Raw genomic sequence first — 14,729 nt, forward strand, 5'->3', positions numbered from 1 at the left:
AGATGAGTGCCTCAAAGGTTACCATAACGGCACTAGGACTTTTCGCATCTACAGTTGGTGCTGCACATGCGGAAATAACAAACAACCTGATCAAGATTGGTATTCTTAATGACCAATCGAGCGTTTATGCGGATGCCGCAGGACCTGGTTCTGTGGTCGCAGCTAAGTTGGCTGTCGAGGACATGGGCGGTAATATCAACGGGAGTCCCATCGAGGTCATCTTCGCAGATCATCAAAACAAACCTGACATCGGTGCTCAGATTGCCAGACGCTGGTATCAAACCGACAACGTTGACGTGATCGTTGATTATGGGAACTCGGCGGTCGCGTTAGCGGTGCAGGTCCTGACTAAGGAATTTAAGAAAGTATCACTGCCAACCTCCGTAGGTGCGCGGCGCATTACAGGAGATTCCTGCTCACCATATACGGTACATTGGACTTATGACAGCTATGCGTTGGCCAGCACAACGGCGCAAACTGTTACCGCCAATGGTGGAAATAAGTGGTACTTTGTGACTGTCGATTATGCGCTAGGCCACTCCCTTGAGGAAGACGCAACTGAGATTGTAAAGAAAAATGGAGGACAGGTTCTCGGGGCCGCACGTCACCCATTGGGTACGACGGATTTCTCATCCTTCCTGCTCACTGCCCAAGGGTCCGGGGCGAATGTGCTTGGGCTCGCGAACAACGGCGGCGACGCCATCAATGCAATCAAACAAGCCCGTGAGTTCAGACTACCTGAGCAGGGCGTCAAACTAGCAGGTTTGTTTCTGAACTTCTCCGACATCCAGGCGATTGGCCTCGAACTGGCGCAGGATATCCTCATTGCACAAGCCTTCTACTGGGATCAGGATGACGCTAGCAGAGCATTCTCTCAACGTTTCGAGAAAATTCATGGTGCTAAGCCTACGATGACACAGGCGGGAGTTTACTCCGCCGTACTGCATTACCTCAGGGCCATAAAGGCAACAGGCTCCGACGATGCCAAGATAGTTGTCGATAAGATGAAGGCGACACCCGTTGACGATTTCTTTGCTAAGGGCGGACGGATCCGAGAGGATGGCCGGACAATGTTTGACATGTCGCTGTACCGGATCAAATCTCCGGGGCAGTCTAAATATCCGGGTGACTATCTAGAACTCATTCGGACGGTTCCTGGCGAGCAGGTGTACTTCCCGATTGAGCGCAGCGAGTGCGACTTTATCAAGAACAAATGAATTAGAAAACTCTTAGTCGTTAATCCAGTCAGCAAGGCGATGCACTCATGACAGGGACTGCTGGCTGATGTTCGGAGAGCATTGATGAGCATTCAACGGATTCAACCCAACAGCCGTCTGAGCCGGGCTCTAGTGTATGATGGACGCGTGTACGTTACTGGTCAGGTCGCCCGAAATAGGGTGCAGGATGTGTTCGCTCAAACAACAGAGGTTCTGGGCCTAATCGACGAACTTCTGGAAGAGTCTGGCTCCGACAAGAACCATATCTTGTTCGCTCAAATATGGTTGCGGAATATCGAGGCAGATTTTGCACAAATGAATGCCGCGTGGGAGGCATGGATAGAAGATGGTCATGTGCCCGCACGGGCGACTGTCGAGGCGAAGCTGGCCGCACCTGATATCCTAGTTGAGATTGCTGTCACGGCTGCGACCGTCAAGGAGTGAAGGTTTGGGACGCGCTCGTAGAGATCCGGCCATTCACGGCATTCATGACCATCTGGTTGCGTTCTGGACACCAAGCATGCGGGCTGCACTTCTCGCGCATGTCAACCATGGCAGCCCAGAACTTGACCGGCTCGTGACGAAGGCGCTGCTGGGTTTTGCGGGGGGCAAGAGCCCGATCAAGAAGGCGATCGCAGATCCGGAGCAGGTTGGCGAACTGGAGAGCGACGCAGGCTAAAAATCTTGGCGCATGTGTCGATAAAGGCCCTGGTTCGTGTGAGCACCCAGACATTCAAGTTCTAAAATGGTTGTTCTGAGAAATCGATGATAGGCCGATGGCTGTATATGTCGCAAATTTGGAGCTGGGGCGCAAAGTCGGCCGAGATCCCGTCATAAGTTCAAGCAACAAGCCGATCAAACTGCTCCGCCAAGGAAGGCAGGGGATTGCAGGCATACTGCGCCTGTCCCTTCCGCAACATGTGGATCATCTCGATGCCACCGAGGATCGCCCGAGCACTTTTCACTGATTTGAATCCGAGCATTGGACGATTCCGCCGTTTGACAGCACGATGGTCCTGCTCGATGCGATTGTTGAGGTAAGCGCTTTGTCGAATCCTGATCGGCTTAAGCGGGCAGTTTGATGGATCCCGCAAACGGTTCTCGGTATCGCATGACAGAATTGCTTCATAGTTGGTTTGGCTGCCGTCAATGACAATCCGCTCGGGTCTACCATGCCGCTTGAGCGCCTTGCGCAAGAAGCGTTTGGCAGCCGTGAGATTACGGCGCTCGCTGAACCAGAACTCGATTGTGTCGCCATCGCTGTCGATGGCGCGATAAAGATACATCCATCGTCCGCGCACTTTGACATTCGTCTGATCGATGTGCCACTTCCGGCTGACGGCTCGCTTCCGTCGGTTAAACTGCTCCAGCAGAAGCGGAGCGTAGTGGACGGTCCAACGGTGAATGGTGGCGTGATCTACCGCCACGCCCCGCTCGGCCATCATCTCGTCCAGATTGCGCAGGCTCAGGCCATAAGCCAGATACCACCGGACGCACAGCAGGATCACTGAGCGATCGAAATGACGGCCTTTGAACATCATGCACCTCCGGAGTTGACCGAAGGCAGAGGCCGAACTGAGTTACCGACAGGTTTCCGACAATTCCTATCGACAGTGGCTTGGCGGTGATCCCGAAATCCGTTACGCTGGAGCGCATTCGGGAGAACATAGATATCTTCAATTTCAAGCTCTCTCCGGACGATCTCGCGCGGACCGGCGAGCTTGACAGAAGCGACGGGCGCGTTGGAGCGCACCCCGATCAGTTCCGTCCATGAGGGATCCGTCCTGGGAGCAGATGTGAGCCGAAGAGGCGGACCGATCCTCCCAAAAACCTGATGCTACAAGCCGCTCCAGCCGTTCCGCGACAGAGGCCTGCGGCTTCCTGGCATGCTGGATTCTGTGTTCGTGGATCATGTTCGCCGTCGCGACATCGCAAATAGAGCGCATGGGCACAGCGGAATCAGGTGCGATCCAGATGATATCCTTCGGTCATCCTGCGCCTCCGATGATTGCCAGAGGCGCAGGTCGAACTGAGTTACTAGGAGCTAAGGCAGCTCCTTTTGGGGCAGATGCCGCGCCTCAATCAAAGAAGTCCTGGTCATCGTCGAAGAGATATTCCTTGGCCCGCTCGGGAATGATCTCGACTCCCATACCTGGCCGATCGAGGACGTCGATCATACCGTTGCGGACGATCGGGTCGGGCAATCCCTCTACGATGTCGCTCCACCAGTCGGGATCGGCGGTTGTATATTCGAAGGCGATAAAATTGTTGGGAAGGGTTGCGCAAACCTGGATCAGGGCAGCGAGCCCAAGAAGACCGTTCGCCGTGCCATGCGGAGCGATCGTTATGCCGTGAAGATCGGCATATTCGGCAATCCATTTGAGCTCCGCGATGCCACCCACATCGGCCGGATCCGGTCCGATTACATGCACGGCATTGGTCTCGACGAGTTCCTTGAAGTTCTGCCGCAGATAGATCTGCTCCCCGGTATGGATGGGAACGCGGGACATCCGCGTCAGCTCACGATATACACCGGCATTGACCCAAGGCGTGTAGTCACCCGACAGAGTATCCTCGATCCAGAGGAGGTTGTAAGGCTCGAGGAGATGCGCAAGACGGATGGCATCGTTCAGCATCCAGCCTGGGCCGCAATCGAGCGCCAAGCCGACCTCGTTTCCTGTCACTTCCTTCATGGCGGCGACGCATTCGACCAGATGCTTCAGGCCCTTCTCTGTAACCGGGCCTCGGTCGAGAGCTCCATGATAAGGACTGCGGTTGGGCTCCCCATAGTAGAAGTCGGGCACCTCGCGCTTCATGGGCGAGTGGAAGCCGATCGGCTGCTTGATGATGGTGAAGCCCTCGGGAAGCGCCATCATCCGCCGCATGTCGGCGGCATAATCCTCCGGCCTGTAGCCGTCGAGAGGGAAACGGATCGAACCGTTATAGACACGGACCTTGTCACGAACCTTTCCGCCGAGAAGCTTGTGAACCGGTAGACTCGCAGCCTTTCCCGCGACATCCCACAAGGCCATTTCGATGGCGCTCACGGCTGCGCCCCATGGCTTGAACCCACCGCGCTGTCTGATCTTCAGCATCACCCTCTCGACGAGCGTGGGATCTTCGCCGATCAATGCGTCACGAAATGTGAGGATATGAGGCTTCAGGTAGTGCTTCCACGTTTCAGCCTGCCCATAGCCGGAGATGCCTTCATCCGTCACGATCCGCACAACCGGACTCTTGCCGATGACGGCGCATTTGAGATTGACGATTTTCATGCATTTTTCCTGACAGCTATTCCGGCATAGCATTCGTGATGGCGCGGGCGGCCTCGATGGCCGCGATCCGGATCTCTTCCATGCGGCTTGGCTCGGCGCCCGCAAGGAAAGGCACGCTCACGGCAGCAGCAAGCTTTCCCTGCTTGAAAAAAACCGGAGCCGCGAAAGCGCAGATGCTTGGTGCACTCTCACCCTTGTCCTGTGCCCAGCCGAGTCTTCTGATCCGAGCCAATTCCGCGCGCAGGCGCTTTGGATCGGTGACCGTCTTGCTGGTGTAAGCGGGAAGAGGCTGGGCGAGCCATTGATTCAAGACATCTGGCTCCAGGTACGACAGCAGCAGCTTGCTTCCGGCACTCGCATGAATCGGCATGCGCTGACCCGGCTGGACCGTCAGAGCATATTCCCGCCGTCCCTGCGCAGCGGCGACAACGATGATGCCTTCATCATCGATGACACTGAGCTTGACGCCTTCACCGAGTTCGGACGCAAGCCTCTCCAGGAAGGGCTGGCTGAACGCCGCAATATCGAAGTGATTCGCTCGCGAGGCGACATGAGAGGCCAAGGCCAGAAGACGGCGGCCGAGGCTGTAGGCCCCGGTCTTATCGCGATACACGATATCATGCCGCTGCAGCGTATTGAGAATGCGATAGACCCCGGTGCGCGGCAGATCAAGCAGATCGGCAATTTCTCTGATTGTCAAACCGGGGCCGCTGTTGTGCTCAAGCGCCACCAGGATTTGCATCATTCGATCGATCGCAGGGATCGTGTGTTTGTTTTCCACGTCCTGCGTTATCTCGTCCATCATCACCCGGACCCGCTATTGACAAGTGCATGCCGACGACTACCATACATATTTGAACTTTAAAAGTTCATATTTGAATAATTACGCTTGAATCGTCAGCGGCGGAGGAAACAAGGGATGGAGCAGGGTTGTCGCTCTGAATTTCCAACGAAGGCGTGGGACATGTCGGCCGGGGTGATGCTGCCATGCTGACCGTTTCATCGATCGCCCATGTGGCCATTCGCGTGAAGGACATCACGCGGACTCTCGATTTCTACACGAACAAGCTCGGCTTCACGGAGATGATGCGACTTGATCGGGATGGACGGCTCTGGCTCGTCTATCTCAGGATCACGGACGATCAGTTCCTGGAAGTCTTCCCCGAGGGGGAGGGAGAGCGGGCCGCGGAGCGGGAGGCTGTCGGTTACAATCACATGTGCCTGTCCGTCCCCGACATCGATCAGACCTTGCGTGAGCTGGAGGCAAGCGGGATTCCGCTGATCCGTCCCAAGGCCTTGGGCGCGGACGGCAACTGGCAGGCTTGGATCGAAGATCCCGATGGTCATCGGATCGAGCTCATGCAGATGGCGCCCGAAAGCATGCAGGCCGCCGCCATCGCGCGTCTCAAGCGCGCTTGAACCGGCACGGCGCCGATCGTCCGTTGACGAACTCGGCGCATGATGCAGGCGGCGAAAAGACTGCCTGCTCTCATCTGAGTGCCGGACGCTCGTGTGATTGCACGAGGTTTGCAGGCATCATGCCGCAAGTGTGTAAGTCGTAGACCAAAAAGATTGATCAACGTCCGTTCGGCTTAGCAAAAATACATGAAGCCCGCCTTGCTTCGAGAGCCGCGCGACAGACCGAGTTGGAGGAAACCGAATGAAGATCGTCGCACAGAAGGTATTCGTCGCAAACGTCTCGCGCACGAACTTCGTGTTCGTCAAACTCTATACGGATGAAGGCATCGAGGGGATCGGAGAAGCCACCTTGGAGTGGAAGACCAAGACCGTCGTTGCCGCTCTGGAGGAGCTGGAGCGCGTGCTCGTCGGCCGTGATCCGTTTGCGGTGGATGCCATCATCGAGCAGCTCCACCGGGACAGCTACTGGCGCACCGGCGCGGTCTTCCGCACGGCTCTCGGCGCCATCGAGGCGGCTCTTCTGGACATCAAGGGCAAGGCCCTGGGCGTGCCGGTCTTCGAGCTGCTTGGAGGCAAGTTCCGGGATCGGGTGGCATGCTATGCGAACCACTGGTTCTTCGGTTCCGAGACGCCCGAGCAATATGCGGCCAACGCCCGCAATGCCGTTGCCATGGGATATCGGGCCCTCAAGTGGGACCCGTTCGGTGCCGCCGACCTGGAAATGGACCGGCAGCAGCGCCGCACGACGATCGAGATCGTGGAGGCGGTGCGTGATGCCGTCGGACCCGATGTCAACCTGATGCTCGACGTTCATGGCCGGCTGAATGTCCCCACGGCCATCGCCATGTGCAAGGCTCTCGAGCGGTACGACCTGACTTGGATCGAGGAGCCGACGCCGCCGGAAAGCATCGATGCCCTGGCCGAAGTCCGTGCCAACAGTCCAATTCCGATCGCAGCCGGCGAGCGCTGGTTCGAGCCTTCCCGGTTCATCGAGGCCCTGAACAAAAAGGCCGTCGATATCCTTCAGCCGGATGTCTCTCATGCGGGCGGCCTCGGCGAGACGAAACGGATCGCGCATCTGGCGCATAGCCACTTGATACCGGTCGCGCCGCATAATCCGGTGGGGCCCGTCATGAATGCCATGACACTCCATATGTCGGTCGCGATCCCGAACTTCTCGGTCTTCGAGACGGTCTCCGTGGACGTTCCATGGCGCAAGGAGCTGGTGCGCGAGACCCTGCAGTTCGAGGATGGATACATTCTCGCGCCGACGGCTCCCGGCCTCGGTGTCGAGCTGATCGAGGAGGCATGCGCACGGTTTCCTTATGCCGACCATGACGTGCCGCTGTTCGATGGAACCATCAACACGCGCGGAATCGCCACCGGTGCGAAGACGTTCTGAGAAGAGGTAGACAGCCTGGGTTTTGTTGAAGCAGGACGATTCCGGGAATCGCGATGACTGAAAGGTTGCTGATCAGGAACGGACGCCTTCTCGATCCTTCTTCCGGACGCGACGAAATCATGGATGTCGAGATCTCCGACGGCAGGATCACGGGGTTGGCCCCTGGTCTCGATGCAAACGGGCATCGCGTCATCGACACGACGGGCGCTCTTGTCGTACCGGGTCTGGTGGATCTGCACACCCATGCCTATTGGGGCGGCACGTTGCTCGGCGTGAATGCCGACAAGGTCGGTCCACGCAGCGGCGTGACAACATGGGTTGATTGCGGATCGAGTGGGGCGGCAACCTTCGAGGGGTTCTTCCATCATGTGATCAAGCCGAGCAGGCTGCGGATCATTCCCTTCATCAACCTGTCCTATATCGGTCTCGCCCAGGCTGGCAATTTGAGCATCGATGTTGGCGAACTGTTCGATTGGCGGTTCGCCGATCTTCGCGAGCTGAGACGCATCAAGGCGGAATTCGGACCCGTCATCGCAGGCCTAAAGCTGCGGGCCAGCAATAATGCCTGTGGCGCAAACGGCCCTGTCGTGCTGCCGCTCGCGCGGGAAGCGGCGGACCTTCTCGAAGTGCCGCTGATGATCCATATCGGAGCCGCTCCGCCGACGATCGATGAAGTTCTTCCTTATCAAGGCCGGCGATATTCTGACCCATGTCTACAATCCGTCGGTCGGTGGATGCGTCCTCGACGAGCGCATGCGCCTGCGGCCGTCGGTGCGCGAGGCGATCGCCCGGGGCGTCAAGATGGATGTGGGGCATGGCGGCGCGAGCTTCTCGTTCGAGGTTGCAAGGGCCGCCATCGAACAGGGCCTGCTTCCGGATGCCATCAGCACGGATATTCACGCGCACAACATCAACGGCGTCGTCAAAGATCTTCCCCACGTCATGGCCAAATTCATATCGCTCGGCTTTTCTCTGGAGCAAGTGCTCAGGCTGACGACATGCTCCGCGGCCGATATTCTCGGGCGACCGGACCTTGGCAGGATTGAGCTCGGAGGGGAGGCGGATCTGGCCGTGTTCGACGTCCGGCATGATCCCGTCCAGGTCTACGACTCTCTCGGCGCAAGCAGGGAAGCGACAACCACACTGGAGTGCACGCTGACGCTGTGTAAAGGACGGATCGTCAACACGTTCGATGATGGGCGGGCTGAGGGCCGGACATACTCATAGGGAAGGGCAGGGAACGCCGAGATTGCATCGATCGGCAGTATTCGCGGTCTCTGATGCCCCAGCGGTGAAGTAACCCAAGATAATCGGTTGACATCCATCGCACTTGGCCCATACCTTTAGGTAAATTGAATTGGCCCTGTTCAAATATGAACACAACGAGAAGCCAATCAGCTGGACCATCCAGTTCGCCGCCGCATCCGCAGAATGATGCGGAGTGGGTTCTTAAGGGAGGAGTGAGAATGAAAAAATCGAAGCGTTCCGTTTTTCTTCTAGCGGCTTCCATGCTGGCGCTCTCGGCCGGCAGCTGCCTTGCCGGTGACGTGGTGTGGTGGACGCCCAATTGGGGCGAGGCACGGGCCCGTGACTTGGCCGACAAGTTCATGAAGGCGAACCCGGACACCAAGATAAAGATCGAGGTGACGACGTCCGACGGGTTGCCACAGCGCGTCCTGACCACACTGCAATCGGGTGCTGCGCCGGATATCATCGAGGTGCAGCACGGGTGGGTGAACGGATATGCCCAAAACAACCTCATCATCCCGCTCGATGACACACTGCAGGACCGGAGCGATTATGTTCCCGCCGCGCTCGATTACGTCACCTGGAATGGGAAGCTCTGGGCGATCCCCTACCGCATCGAAACGCTCGCGGTGATCTACAACAAGGGCCATTTCAAGGAAGCGGGGCTCGACCCCGAGAAGCCGCCGCAGACCTGGGACGAGTTCGTGAAAGCCGCGACCGCTCTGACCCGTGAGGGACGGTTCGGCTTTGCGATCACGGGTGGCGGCGAAGTCGGCAACACGATCTTCCGTTCGCTGCCCTTTATCTGGATGAATGGCGGAGACATCATCTCGAAGGATGCCAAGGCGGCCCTCGTCAACAAGCCCGAGGCTGTTGAAGCGGTGAAGTTCTATACGGACTTCTACAAGAAGAAGATTTCTCCATCATCGACGCTGGAGAATGACGGCATCGCCAATCGGCGTCTCTTCATCGCTGAAAAGGTATCGATGTACCAGGCCGGTCAATTCGATCTTGCTTCGATCAAAAAGGAAAATCCGAAGATCGACATTGGCGTGATGCAAATTCCCCATCCGAACGGCAAGGATACGGCAGCTATTCTGGGCGGCTGGAGCTTCATCGTCCCGAAGAGCGCGAAGAATCCGGCAGAGGCAAAGAAGTTCATCCAGTTCCTGAACACGTCGGAGAACCAGGGCTATTTCACGGATACGTTCCCGGCTCGCATTTCGTCGATGAAGCTGCCTCGCTTCGATGATCCGATCCTTGCAGGCTTCAAGGCAATGCTGCCTTATGGACGTCCTGCACCAAGCCATAAGAACTGGGTCCAGATCACGCAGGCCTACTTCAATAACATCCAAGGCATCATGCTCGGCAAGGAGGAGCCGCAGGAGGCTATGGACAACGCGGCCGACGATATCCAGTCCCTGCTCGACGAGTAATTCTCACGAGCCCGAGCTCCAGGATCCAGCGGCGTCACGCCGCTGGAAACTCCCTTCTGCTATCCGAGGACGGTCTCATGTCTCGTCAATCGACAGGCTATTGGTTCATTTTGCCTGCATTGGTGGTCTTGGCGATGCTGATTGCGTATCCCGTCGCCTATACGGGTCTGCTCAGCGTCACTGACAGCCAGTCCAATTTCGTCGGCGTCAAGAACTTCGCCACCGTTCTCCGCTCCCGCACCACGCCCCAGGCGTTCTGGAATACGCTCTACTGGGTCGGCGGCTCCATCGTCTTCCAGGTCCTGCTCGGGACCGCAACCGCGATCCTGCTCAACCAGCGCTTTCCCGGCCGCTCCGTCGTGCGCTCGATCGCCCTCATTCCCTGGGTCATCCCCAGCATCGTCGCGGCCACCACATTTGCGTGGATGTTCCACACCGAGTTCGGCATCATCAACTACATGATGACCGCGCCCGGGCTGATCGAGCATCCTATCGGCTGGCTCACCAACCGCGACACCGTCATGCCGGTGCTCATCGCCATCAATGTCTGGAAGCTTTTCCCGTTCGTCGCCGTCATGGTGCTGGCCGGCCTCCAGTCCATTCCCAAGGAGCTCTATGAGGCCGCGCGCGTCGACGGCGCCAACTTCTGGGAGGAGGTGCGCCACATCATGCTGCCGCAGGTGCGACCAGTCCTGGTTGCGGTGACGCTGCTTCTGGTGATCTGGGGGCTCAACTCCATCACCATCATCTATGCCATCACCCGCGGCGGCCCGGCCAACAGCACCCTGATCACGCCGATCCAGATTTTCCGCATCGCTTTCGAGAACGTGCAGTTCAACCAAGCCGCAGCCTTGTCCGGGATGTTCTTCGCCGTCGCGATCCTGATCGTGTTCTTCTACATCAAGGCACTCGCTGCAGCCCCAGGAGAGGCGCGATGACCACGAATGCTCACGTGCTGCCGCCCAAGCAGGCCGCTGCAGCGGAAAACACGCCGTCGTCCGGGAAAAAGGCCGGCAAGTTGGAACGTACCGGGCTTGGCACCCCCTTCGTCGTCATCGGCTGCATCCTGCTGGTGGTGATCTGCCTCTTTCCCTTCTGGTGGATGAGCATCTCGTCCATCAAGACCCTGCGCGAGCTCTATACCGTTCCCCCGATCTGGTGGCCGGCGGCGCCCACCTGGGACAACTACCACAAGGTTCTCTTTGAATCGAACATCCCGCGCTACTTCCTCAACAGCGTGATCATCTCGGTTGGGTCCACCGGGCTGGCGCTGTGCCTGGCCGTGTTTGCGTCTTACGGGTTCGCCCGGTTCGACTTCAAGGGCAAGCCGCTCTTCCAGGCCTTCGTGCTCGTCGGTCAGCTGCTGCCCACCGCGGCCATCATCGTGCCGCTGTTCGTGACGCTGCGCGTGTTAGGGCTGGTGAACACCTACTGGGGGCTGATCCTGGTCTACATGATCATCACGCTGCCGCTCTCGGTATGGATGCTGACCAGCTACTTCAAGGCGATCCCGGTCGAACTCGATGAGGCGGCGATCATCGACGGTGCCTCCCGCGTGGGCGTGCTGTTCCGCATCACGCTTCCTCTGTCGACGCCCGGGATCGTGGCGGTGGTGGTGTACTCGTTCGTGACCACCTGGAACGAGTTCATCTTCGCGCTGTGCTTCGCCAGCGACTCGTCGGTCAAGACGCTGCCGATCGGGCTGGCGGAGTTCTCGACGGAGTTCAACACGGATTGGGGTGCGGTAATGGCGGCATCCGTTGTCATGACGCTGCCGATCGCGCTTTTGTTTCTGTCGATGCAGCGCCTGTTCGTGGGCGGCCTGACTGCCGGAGCCACCAAAGGATGAGGAGCAACCCATGACAAGCATTGCAAACTCCATCCCGACCATCGGTCTCGGGACGTTCGGAAGAACCGGAGATGCCGGGATGGCAAGCATCCTGGCGGCCTTCGAGATCGGCTACAGGCATATCGATACGGCTCAGAGTTACAACACCGAGGAGCCTGTCGGCGAAGCCTTTCGCCGGTCGGGGCTGCCCAGGGAACAGGTCTTCATCACGACGAAGGTTGCCGACACGAAGCTCGACAAGGCGAGCTTCATGCCAAGTGTCGAAAGGAGCCTGGAGGCGCTCGGCTTCGACCATGTCGATCTACTTCTCATCCACTGGCCATCCCAGAACAATGCGGTGCCCTTCGAGGACTACATGACCGAGCTCAAGAGGGCGCAGGATCTCGGTCATACCCGCTTCATCGGCGTCTCGAACTTTCCTATCGCACGGTTGGAGCAGACACGGGCGCTTCTCGGGGAAGGGGCAATCGTCACCAACCAGGTGGAAATTCACCCTTATCTGCAGGCGCCGCGGCTATCGAGCTATGCGCGCTCGATCGGCCTTCCTCTTACGGCATACCAGCCTCTCGCACAAGGGGATGTGAGATCCGACCCTGTCTTGTCGAGCATTGCAGAGCGTCATGGGGTCACCCCGGCTGCAATCGCCCTCGCTTTCCTAATGGCAGAAGGCCATGCCGTCATTCCGGCTTCCTCGAATGCCGTCAACTTGCGTGAGAACATGCGATCCGTCGGTGTGCGCCTCTCCGACGACGAGATGGGGCAGATCCGGGCTCTCAACCGTGACGAACGGCGCATCAATCCGGCCAAATCGCCACGGTGGGATGATTAGTTTCGAGCCGGACTGGGAGGAGACATCATGGGTACGGTATCCGTCAGAAACGTGCGCAAAACCTATGGGGCAGTGCCGGTGCTGCACGGCGTCTCGGTTGACATCAAGGACGGTGAGTTCGTCGTCCTTGTCGGTCCGTCCGGTTGCGGGAAGTCGACGCTTCTGCGCATGATCGCGGGCCTTGAGGACATATCCTCGGGCGAGATCGCGATCGACGGCCGCGTCATCAATGCGCTGCCTCCGAAGGAGCGCGACATCGCGATGGTCTTCCAGAGCTATGCGCTCTATCCGCACATGACGGTGGAAGCGAATATGGGCTTCTCGCTGAAGCTCGCGGGACGACCGAAGGAGGAGATCCGTACGCGGGTTCTGCAAGCGGCTCGCATGCTGGCCCTCGATAACTACCTCGATCGCTATCCGCGGCAATTGTCGGGCGGCCAGCGGCAGCGCGTGGCGATGGGCCGCGCGATGGTGCGCAATCCCAAGGTCTTTCTGTTCGACGAGCCGCTCTCCAACCTTGATGCCAAGCTGCGCGTGCAGATGCGGTCGGAGATCAAGCACAACCATCAGAGGCTTGGAACGACCACCGTCTATGTCACGCACGATCAGATCGAGGCCATGACCATGGCCGACAAGATCGTGGTCATGCACGACGGGACCGTCGAGCAGATCGGGACCCCGCTGGAGCTTTACGACCGTCCGGCCAATCTGTTCGTCGCAGGTTTCATCGGCTCCCCGGCTATGAACGTGCTCACAGGCAAGGTCAGAGGCGGCAAGTTCCGGATTGGAGATGAGGCAGCGATTTCCCTGCCGTTTTCACGCCATGACCTCGAGGGCAGGGACGTCACCATCGGCATCAGGCCGGAGCATGTGGTTCTCGATCCGCAAGGTTTGCCGGCACAGGTGATGACCATTGAGCCGACAGGCGCGGAAACTCATGTGGCGCTGCGCCTTGCCGGGCAGAATGTCGTCGCGCTGTTCCGCGAACGCGTTGCGCTGTCGCCGGGGGATCGCGTCTCCATCGCGCCTGATCTCGAACGCATCCACATCTTCGACAGCCAGAGCGGCCAGCGGATCGAGCCTTTTGCGAGTAGGCTGGCGTCATGACGACATGACCGGCCTTCAGCTCATCGTCAATCATATCCCAACGTGAGGATTTCAGAGTGCAACCCATCCCTCAGATCAAAGATATTGTGCGGCCGCCGCGCGAGCTTTCGGATGCGCTGGCGAAGATCGGAACAGCCACGGCGAGCAGCGAGCTCAGCTTGATGGGCATTCGCGACCCGCAGATCCGTGGTCCGCTACCACTCAAGCAAGGGAAGTCCGTTGCCGGCCCTGCGCTGACCTTGCAATGCATGCCCAAGCGCGAGGACCTCTACGGGACCAACGAATACGAAAATCCCGAACTGCAGTTGCACCGGCACGTGCTCTACCCGGCCCAGGCGGGTGACATGGTGATCGTCGACGCGCGCGGGGATATGGCGAGCGGCATCTTCGGGGAGATGATGCTGACATTCTTCGCCGGCAGAGGCGGGGCCGGCGTGGTGGTCGATGGCTGCATCCGGGACTCTGCCAAGGCCAAGGAATTGGATCTCGGAATCTGGGTGAGAGGCGTGACGCCGAACTATCATGCCCAAACGAACCTGATCCCATTCGCGGTCAATGTTCCGATCGCCTGCGGCAACGTTCTGGTCATGCCGGGAGACATCGTCGTCGCTGATGACGACGGCGTCGTGGTCGTCCCTGTCGCGCTTGCGCCGAAGCTCATCGAGGTGGCAAGCGAGCATGCCGAATGGGAGGAATTCGCCCGCTATCGCCTGTCCCAAGGTGGCGACTTGCGGAAGTACTATCCGCTGACGGAAGAGGTGCAAGAGGAATACATCGCGTGGCGCAACGCCCAGAATGGATTTGCCCACACATGAGCACTGCTGGTCTTTCACGCTGGGAAGGGCGGATCTCGAACGGATGCCTGTCCCGTCCGCAAAGACATGTCGGGAAGTCGTTCGCAATCGGGGGACTACAATGATCAGCGATGTCGCTGTTGTTCTGGATGA

General features: G+C 58.6%; 15 protein-coding genes. 12 read left to right on the forward strand and 3 right to left on the reverse strand.

Annotation, left to right across the window (positions count from 1 at the left end; all coding sequences use genetic code 11):
- Positions 1-2 precede the first annotated feature (2 nt).
- From AA309_RS23110 to AA309_RS33440, 3 genes are all read left to right on the forward strand, one after another.
- Positions 3-1,217, forward strand: a complete 1,215-nt coding sequence (locus AA309_RS23110; RefSeq protein WP_047191385.1) for an ABC transporter substrate-binding protein — start codon at positions 3-5, stop codon at positions 1,215-1,217.
- Positions 1,218-1,301: 84 nt separating this feature from the next.
- Positions 1,302-1,661 (forward strand): RidA family protein, encoded by a 360-nt coding sequence (locus tag AA309_RS23115; protein WP_047191386.1) that lies wholly within the window; start codon positions 1,302-1,304, stop codon positions 1,659-1,661.
- Positions 1,662-1,665: 4 nt separating this feature from the next.
- A complete protein-coding gene (locus tag AA309_RS33440) occupies positions 1,666-1,896 on the forward strand; it encodes a formate dehydrogenase subunit delta (RefSeq protein WP_244470462.1) in 231 nt (76 codons plus the stop codon).
- A gap of 160 nt (positions 1,897-2,056) precedes the next feature.
- Here AA309_RS33440 and AA309_RS23125 read toward each other — a convergent pair whose 3' ends face one another.
- From AA309_RS23125 to AA309_RS23135, 3 genes are all read right to left on the reverse strand, one after another.
- Entirely contained in the window at positions 2,057-2,755 is a 699-nt protein-coding gene (locus tag AA309_RS23125; RefSeq protein WP_047191388.1) for an IS6 family transposase, read from the reverse strand.
- 540 nt (positions 2,756-3,295) lie between these two features.
- Positions 3,296-4,492 carry a mandelate racemase/muconate lactonizing enzyme family protein gene (locus tag AA309_RS23130; protein ID WP_047191389.1) on the reverse strand — a complete coding sequence of 399 codons (1,197 nt, stop codon included), beginning with the start codon at positions 4,490-4,492 and terminating at the stop codon, positions 3,296-3,298.
- Between the two features lie 16 nt (positions 4,493-4,508).
- A complete protein-coding gene (locus AA309_RS23135) occupies positions 4,509-5,297 on the reverse strand; it encodes an IclR family transcriptional regulator (RefSeq protein WP_244470463.1) in 789 nt (262 codons plus the stop codon).
- Positions 5,298-5,479: 182 nt separating this feature from the next.
- Between AA309_RS23135 and AA309_RS23140 the strand changes: the two genes are divergently transcribed.
- From AA309_RS23140 to AA309_RS23180, 9 genes are all read left to right on the forward strand, one after another.
- Complete coding sequence (locus AA309_RS23140) at positions 5,480-5,911, forward strand: VOC family protein (RefSeq protein ID WP_047191391.1); 432 nt, start codon at positions 5,480-5,482, stop codon at positions 5,909-5,911.
- A gap of 241 nt (positions 5,912-6,152) precedes the next feature.
- The gene (locus AA309_RS23145) at positions 6,153-7,313 is read left to right on the forward strand and encodes a mandelate racemase/muconate lactonizing enzyme family protein (RefSeq protein WP_047191392.1); all 1,161 of its coding nucleotides are present in this window, start codon (positions 6,153-6,155) and stop codon (positions 7,311-7,313) included.
- Between the two features lie 669 nt (positions 7,314-7,982).
- A complete protein-coding gene (locus AA309_RS23150; RefSeq protein WP_047191393.1) occupies positions 7,983-8,540 on the forward strand; it encodes an amidohydrolase family protein in 558 nt (185 codons plus the stop codon).
- A 239-nt stretch (positions 8,541-8,779) separates the two neighbouring features.
- Positions 8,780-9,997 (forward strand): ABC transporter substrate-binding protein, encoded by a 1,218-nt coding sequence (locus tag AA309_RS23155; RefSeq protein ID WP_047191394.1) that lies wholly within the window; start codon positions 8,780-8,782, stop codon positions 9,995-9,997.
- Between the two features lie 77 nt (positions 9,998-10,074).
- Positions 10,075-10,935 carry a carbohydrate ABC transporter permease gene (locus AA309_RS23160; protein WP_047191395.1) on the forward strand — a complete coding sequence of 287 codons (861 nt, stop codon included), beginning with the start codon at positions 10,075-10,077 and terminating at the stop codon, positions 10,933-10,935.
- On the forward strand, positions 10,932-11,846 hold the full coding sequence (locus AA309_RS23165) for a carbohydrate ABC transporter permease (protein WP_084731557.1): 915 nt from the start codon (positions 10,932-10,934) through the stop codon (positions 11,844-11,846). The genes AA309_RS23160 and AA309_RS23165 overlap by 4 nt, the downstream gene beginning before the upstream one ends.
- A gap of 10 nt (positions 11,847-11,856) precedes the next feature.
- Positions 11,857-12,675, forward strand: a complete 819-nt coding sequence (locus tag AA309_RS23170; protein WP_047191396.1) for an aldo/keto reductase — start codon at positions 11,857-11,859, stop codon at positions 12,673-12,675.
- Between the two features lie 27 nt (positions 12,676-12,702).
- Positions 12,703-13,782, forward strand: coding sequence for an ABC transporter ATP-binding protein (locus AA309_RS23175; RefSeq protein WP_047191397.1), 1,080 nt, complete (start codon positions 12,703-12,705; stop codon positions 13,780-13,782).
- A gap of 65 nt (positions 13,783-13,847) precedes the next feature.
- The gene (locus AA309_RS23180; protein ID WP_047191403.1) at positions 13,848-14,597 is read left to right on the forward strand and encodes an RraA family protein; all 750 of its coding nucleotides are present in this window, start codon (positions 13,848-13,850) and stop codon (positions 14,595-14,597) included.
- The last annotated feature ends 132 nt before the right edge of the window (positions 14,598-14,729 follow it).

Origin of the sequence: Microvirga vignae (genome assembly GCF_001017175.1) — a bacterium.
Lineage (GTDB): Bacteria > Pseudomonadota > Alphaproteobacteria > Rhizobiales > Beijerinckiaceae > Microvirga > Microvirga vignae.

Bases quoted from the DNA above. Each gene is read 5' to 3' on its own strand.
- AA309_RS23110 (WP_047191385.1), top strand. From the start codon at position 3: ATGAGTGCCTCAAAGGTTACCATAACGGCACTAGGACTTTTCGCATCT.
- AA309_RS23115 (WP_047191386.1), top strand. From the start codon at position 1,302: ATGAGCATTCAACGGATTCAACCCAACAGCCGTCTGAGCCGGGCTCTA.
- AA309_RS23125 (WP_047191388.1), bottom strand. From the start codon at position 2,755: ATGTTCAAAGGCCGTCATTTCGATCGCTCAGTGATCCTGCTGTGCGTC.
- AA309_RS23130 (WP_047191389.1), bottom strand. From the start codon at position 4,492: ATGAAAATCGTCAATCTCAAATGCGCCGTCATCGGCAAGAGTCCGGTT.
- AA309_RS23135 (WP_244470463.1), bottom strand. From the start codon at position 5,297: ATGATGGACGAGATAACGCAGGACGTGGAAAACAAACACACGATCCCT.
- AA309_RS23140 (WP_047191391.1), top strand. From the start codon at position 5,480: ATGCTGACCGTTTCATCGATCGCCCATGTGGCCATTCGCGTGAAGGAC.
- AA309_RS23145 (WP_047191392.1), top strand. From the start codon at position 6,153: ATGAAGATCGTCGCACAGAAGGTATTCGTCGCAAACGTCTCGCGCACG.
- AA309_RS23150 (WP_047191393.1), top strand. From the start codon at position 7,983: ATGAAGTTCTTCCTTATCAAGGCCGGCGATATTCTGACCCATGTCTAC.
- AA309_RS23155 (WP_047191394.1), top strand. From the start codon at position 8,780: ATGAAAAAATCGAAGCGTTCCGTTTTTCTTCTAGCGGCTTCCATGCTG.
- AA309_RS23160 (WP_047191395.1), top strand. From the start codon at position 10,075: ATGTCTCGTCAATCGACAGGCTATTGGTTCATTTTGCCTGCATTGGTG.
- AA309_RS23165 (WP_084731557.1), top strand. From the start codon at position 10,932: ATGACCACGAATGCTCACGTGCTGCCGCCCAAGCAGGCCGCTGCAGCG.
- AA309_RS23170 (WP_047191396.1), top strand. From the start codon at position 11,857: ATGACAAGCATTGCAAACTCCATCCCGACCATCGGTCTCGGGACGTTC.
- AA309_RS23175 (WP_047191397.1), top strand. From the start codon at position 12,703: ATGGGTACGGTATCCGTCAGAAACGTGCGCAAAACCTATGGGGCAGTG.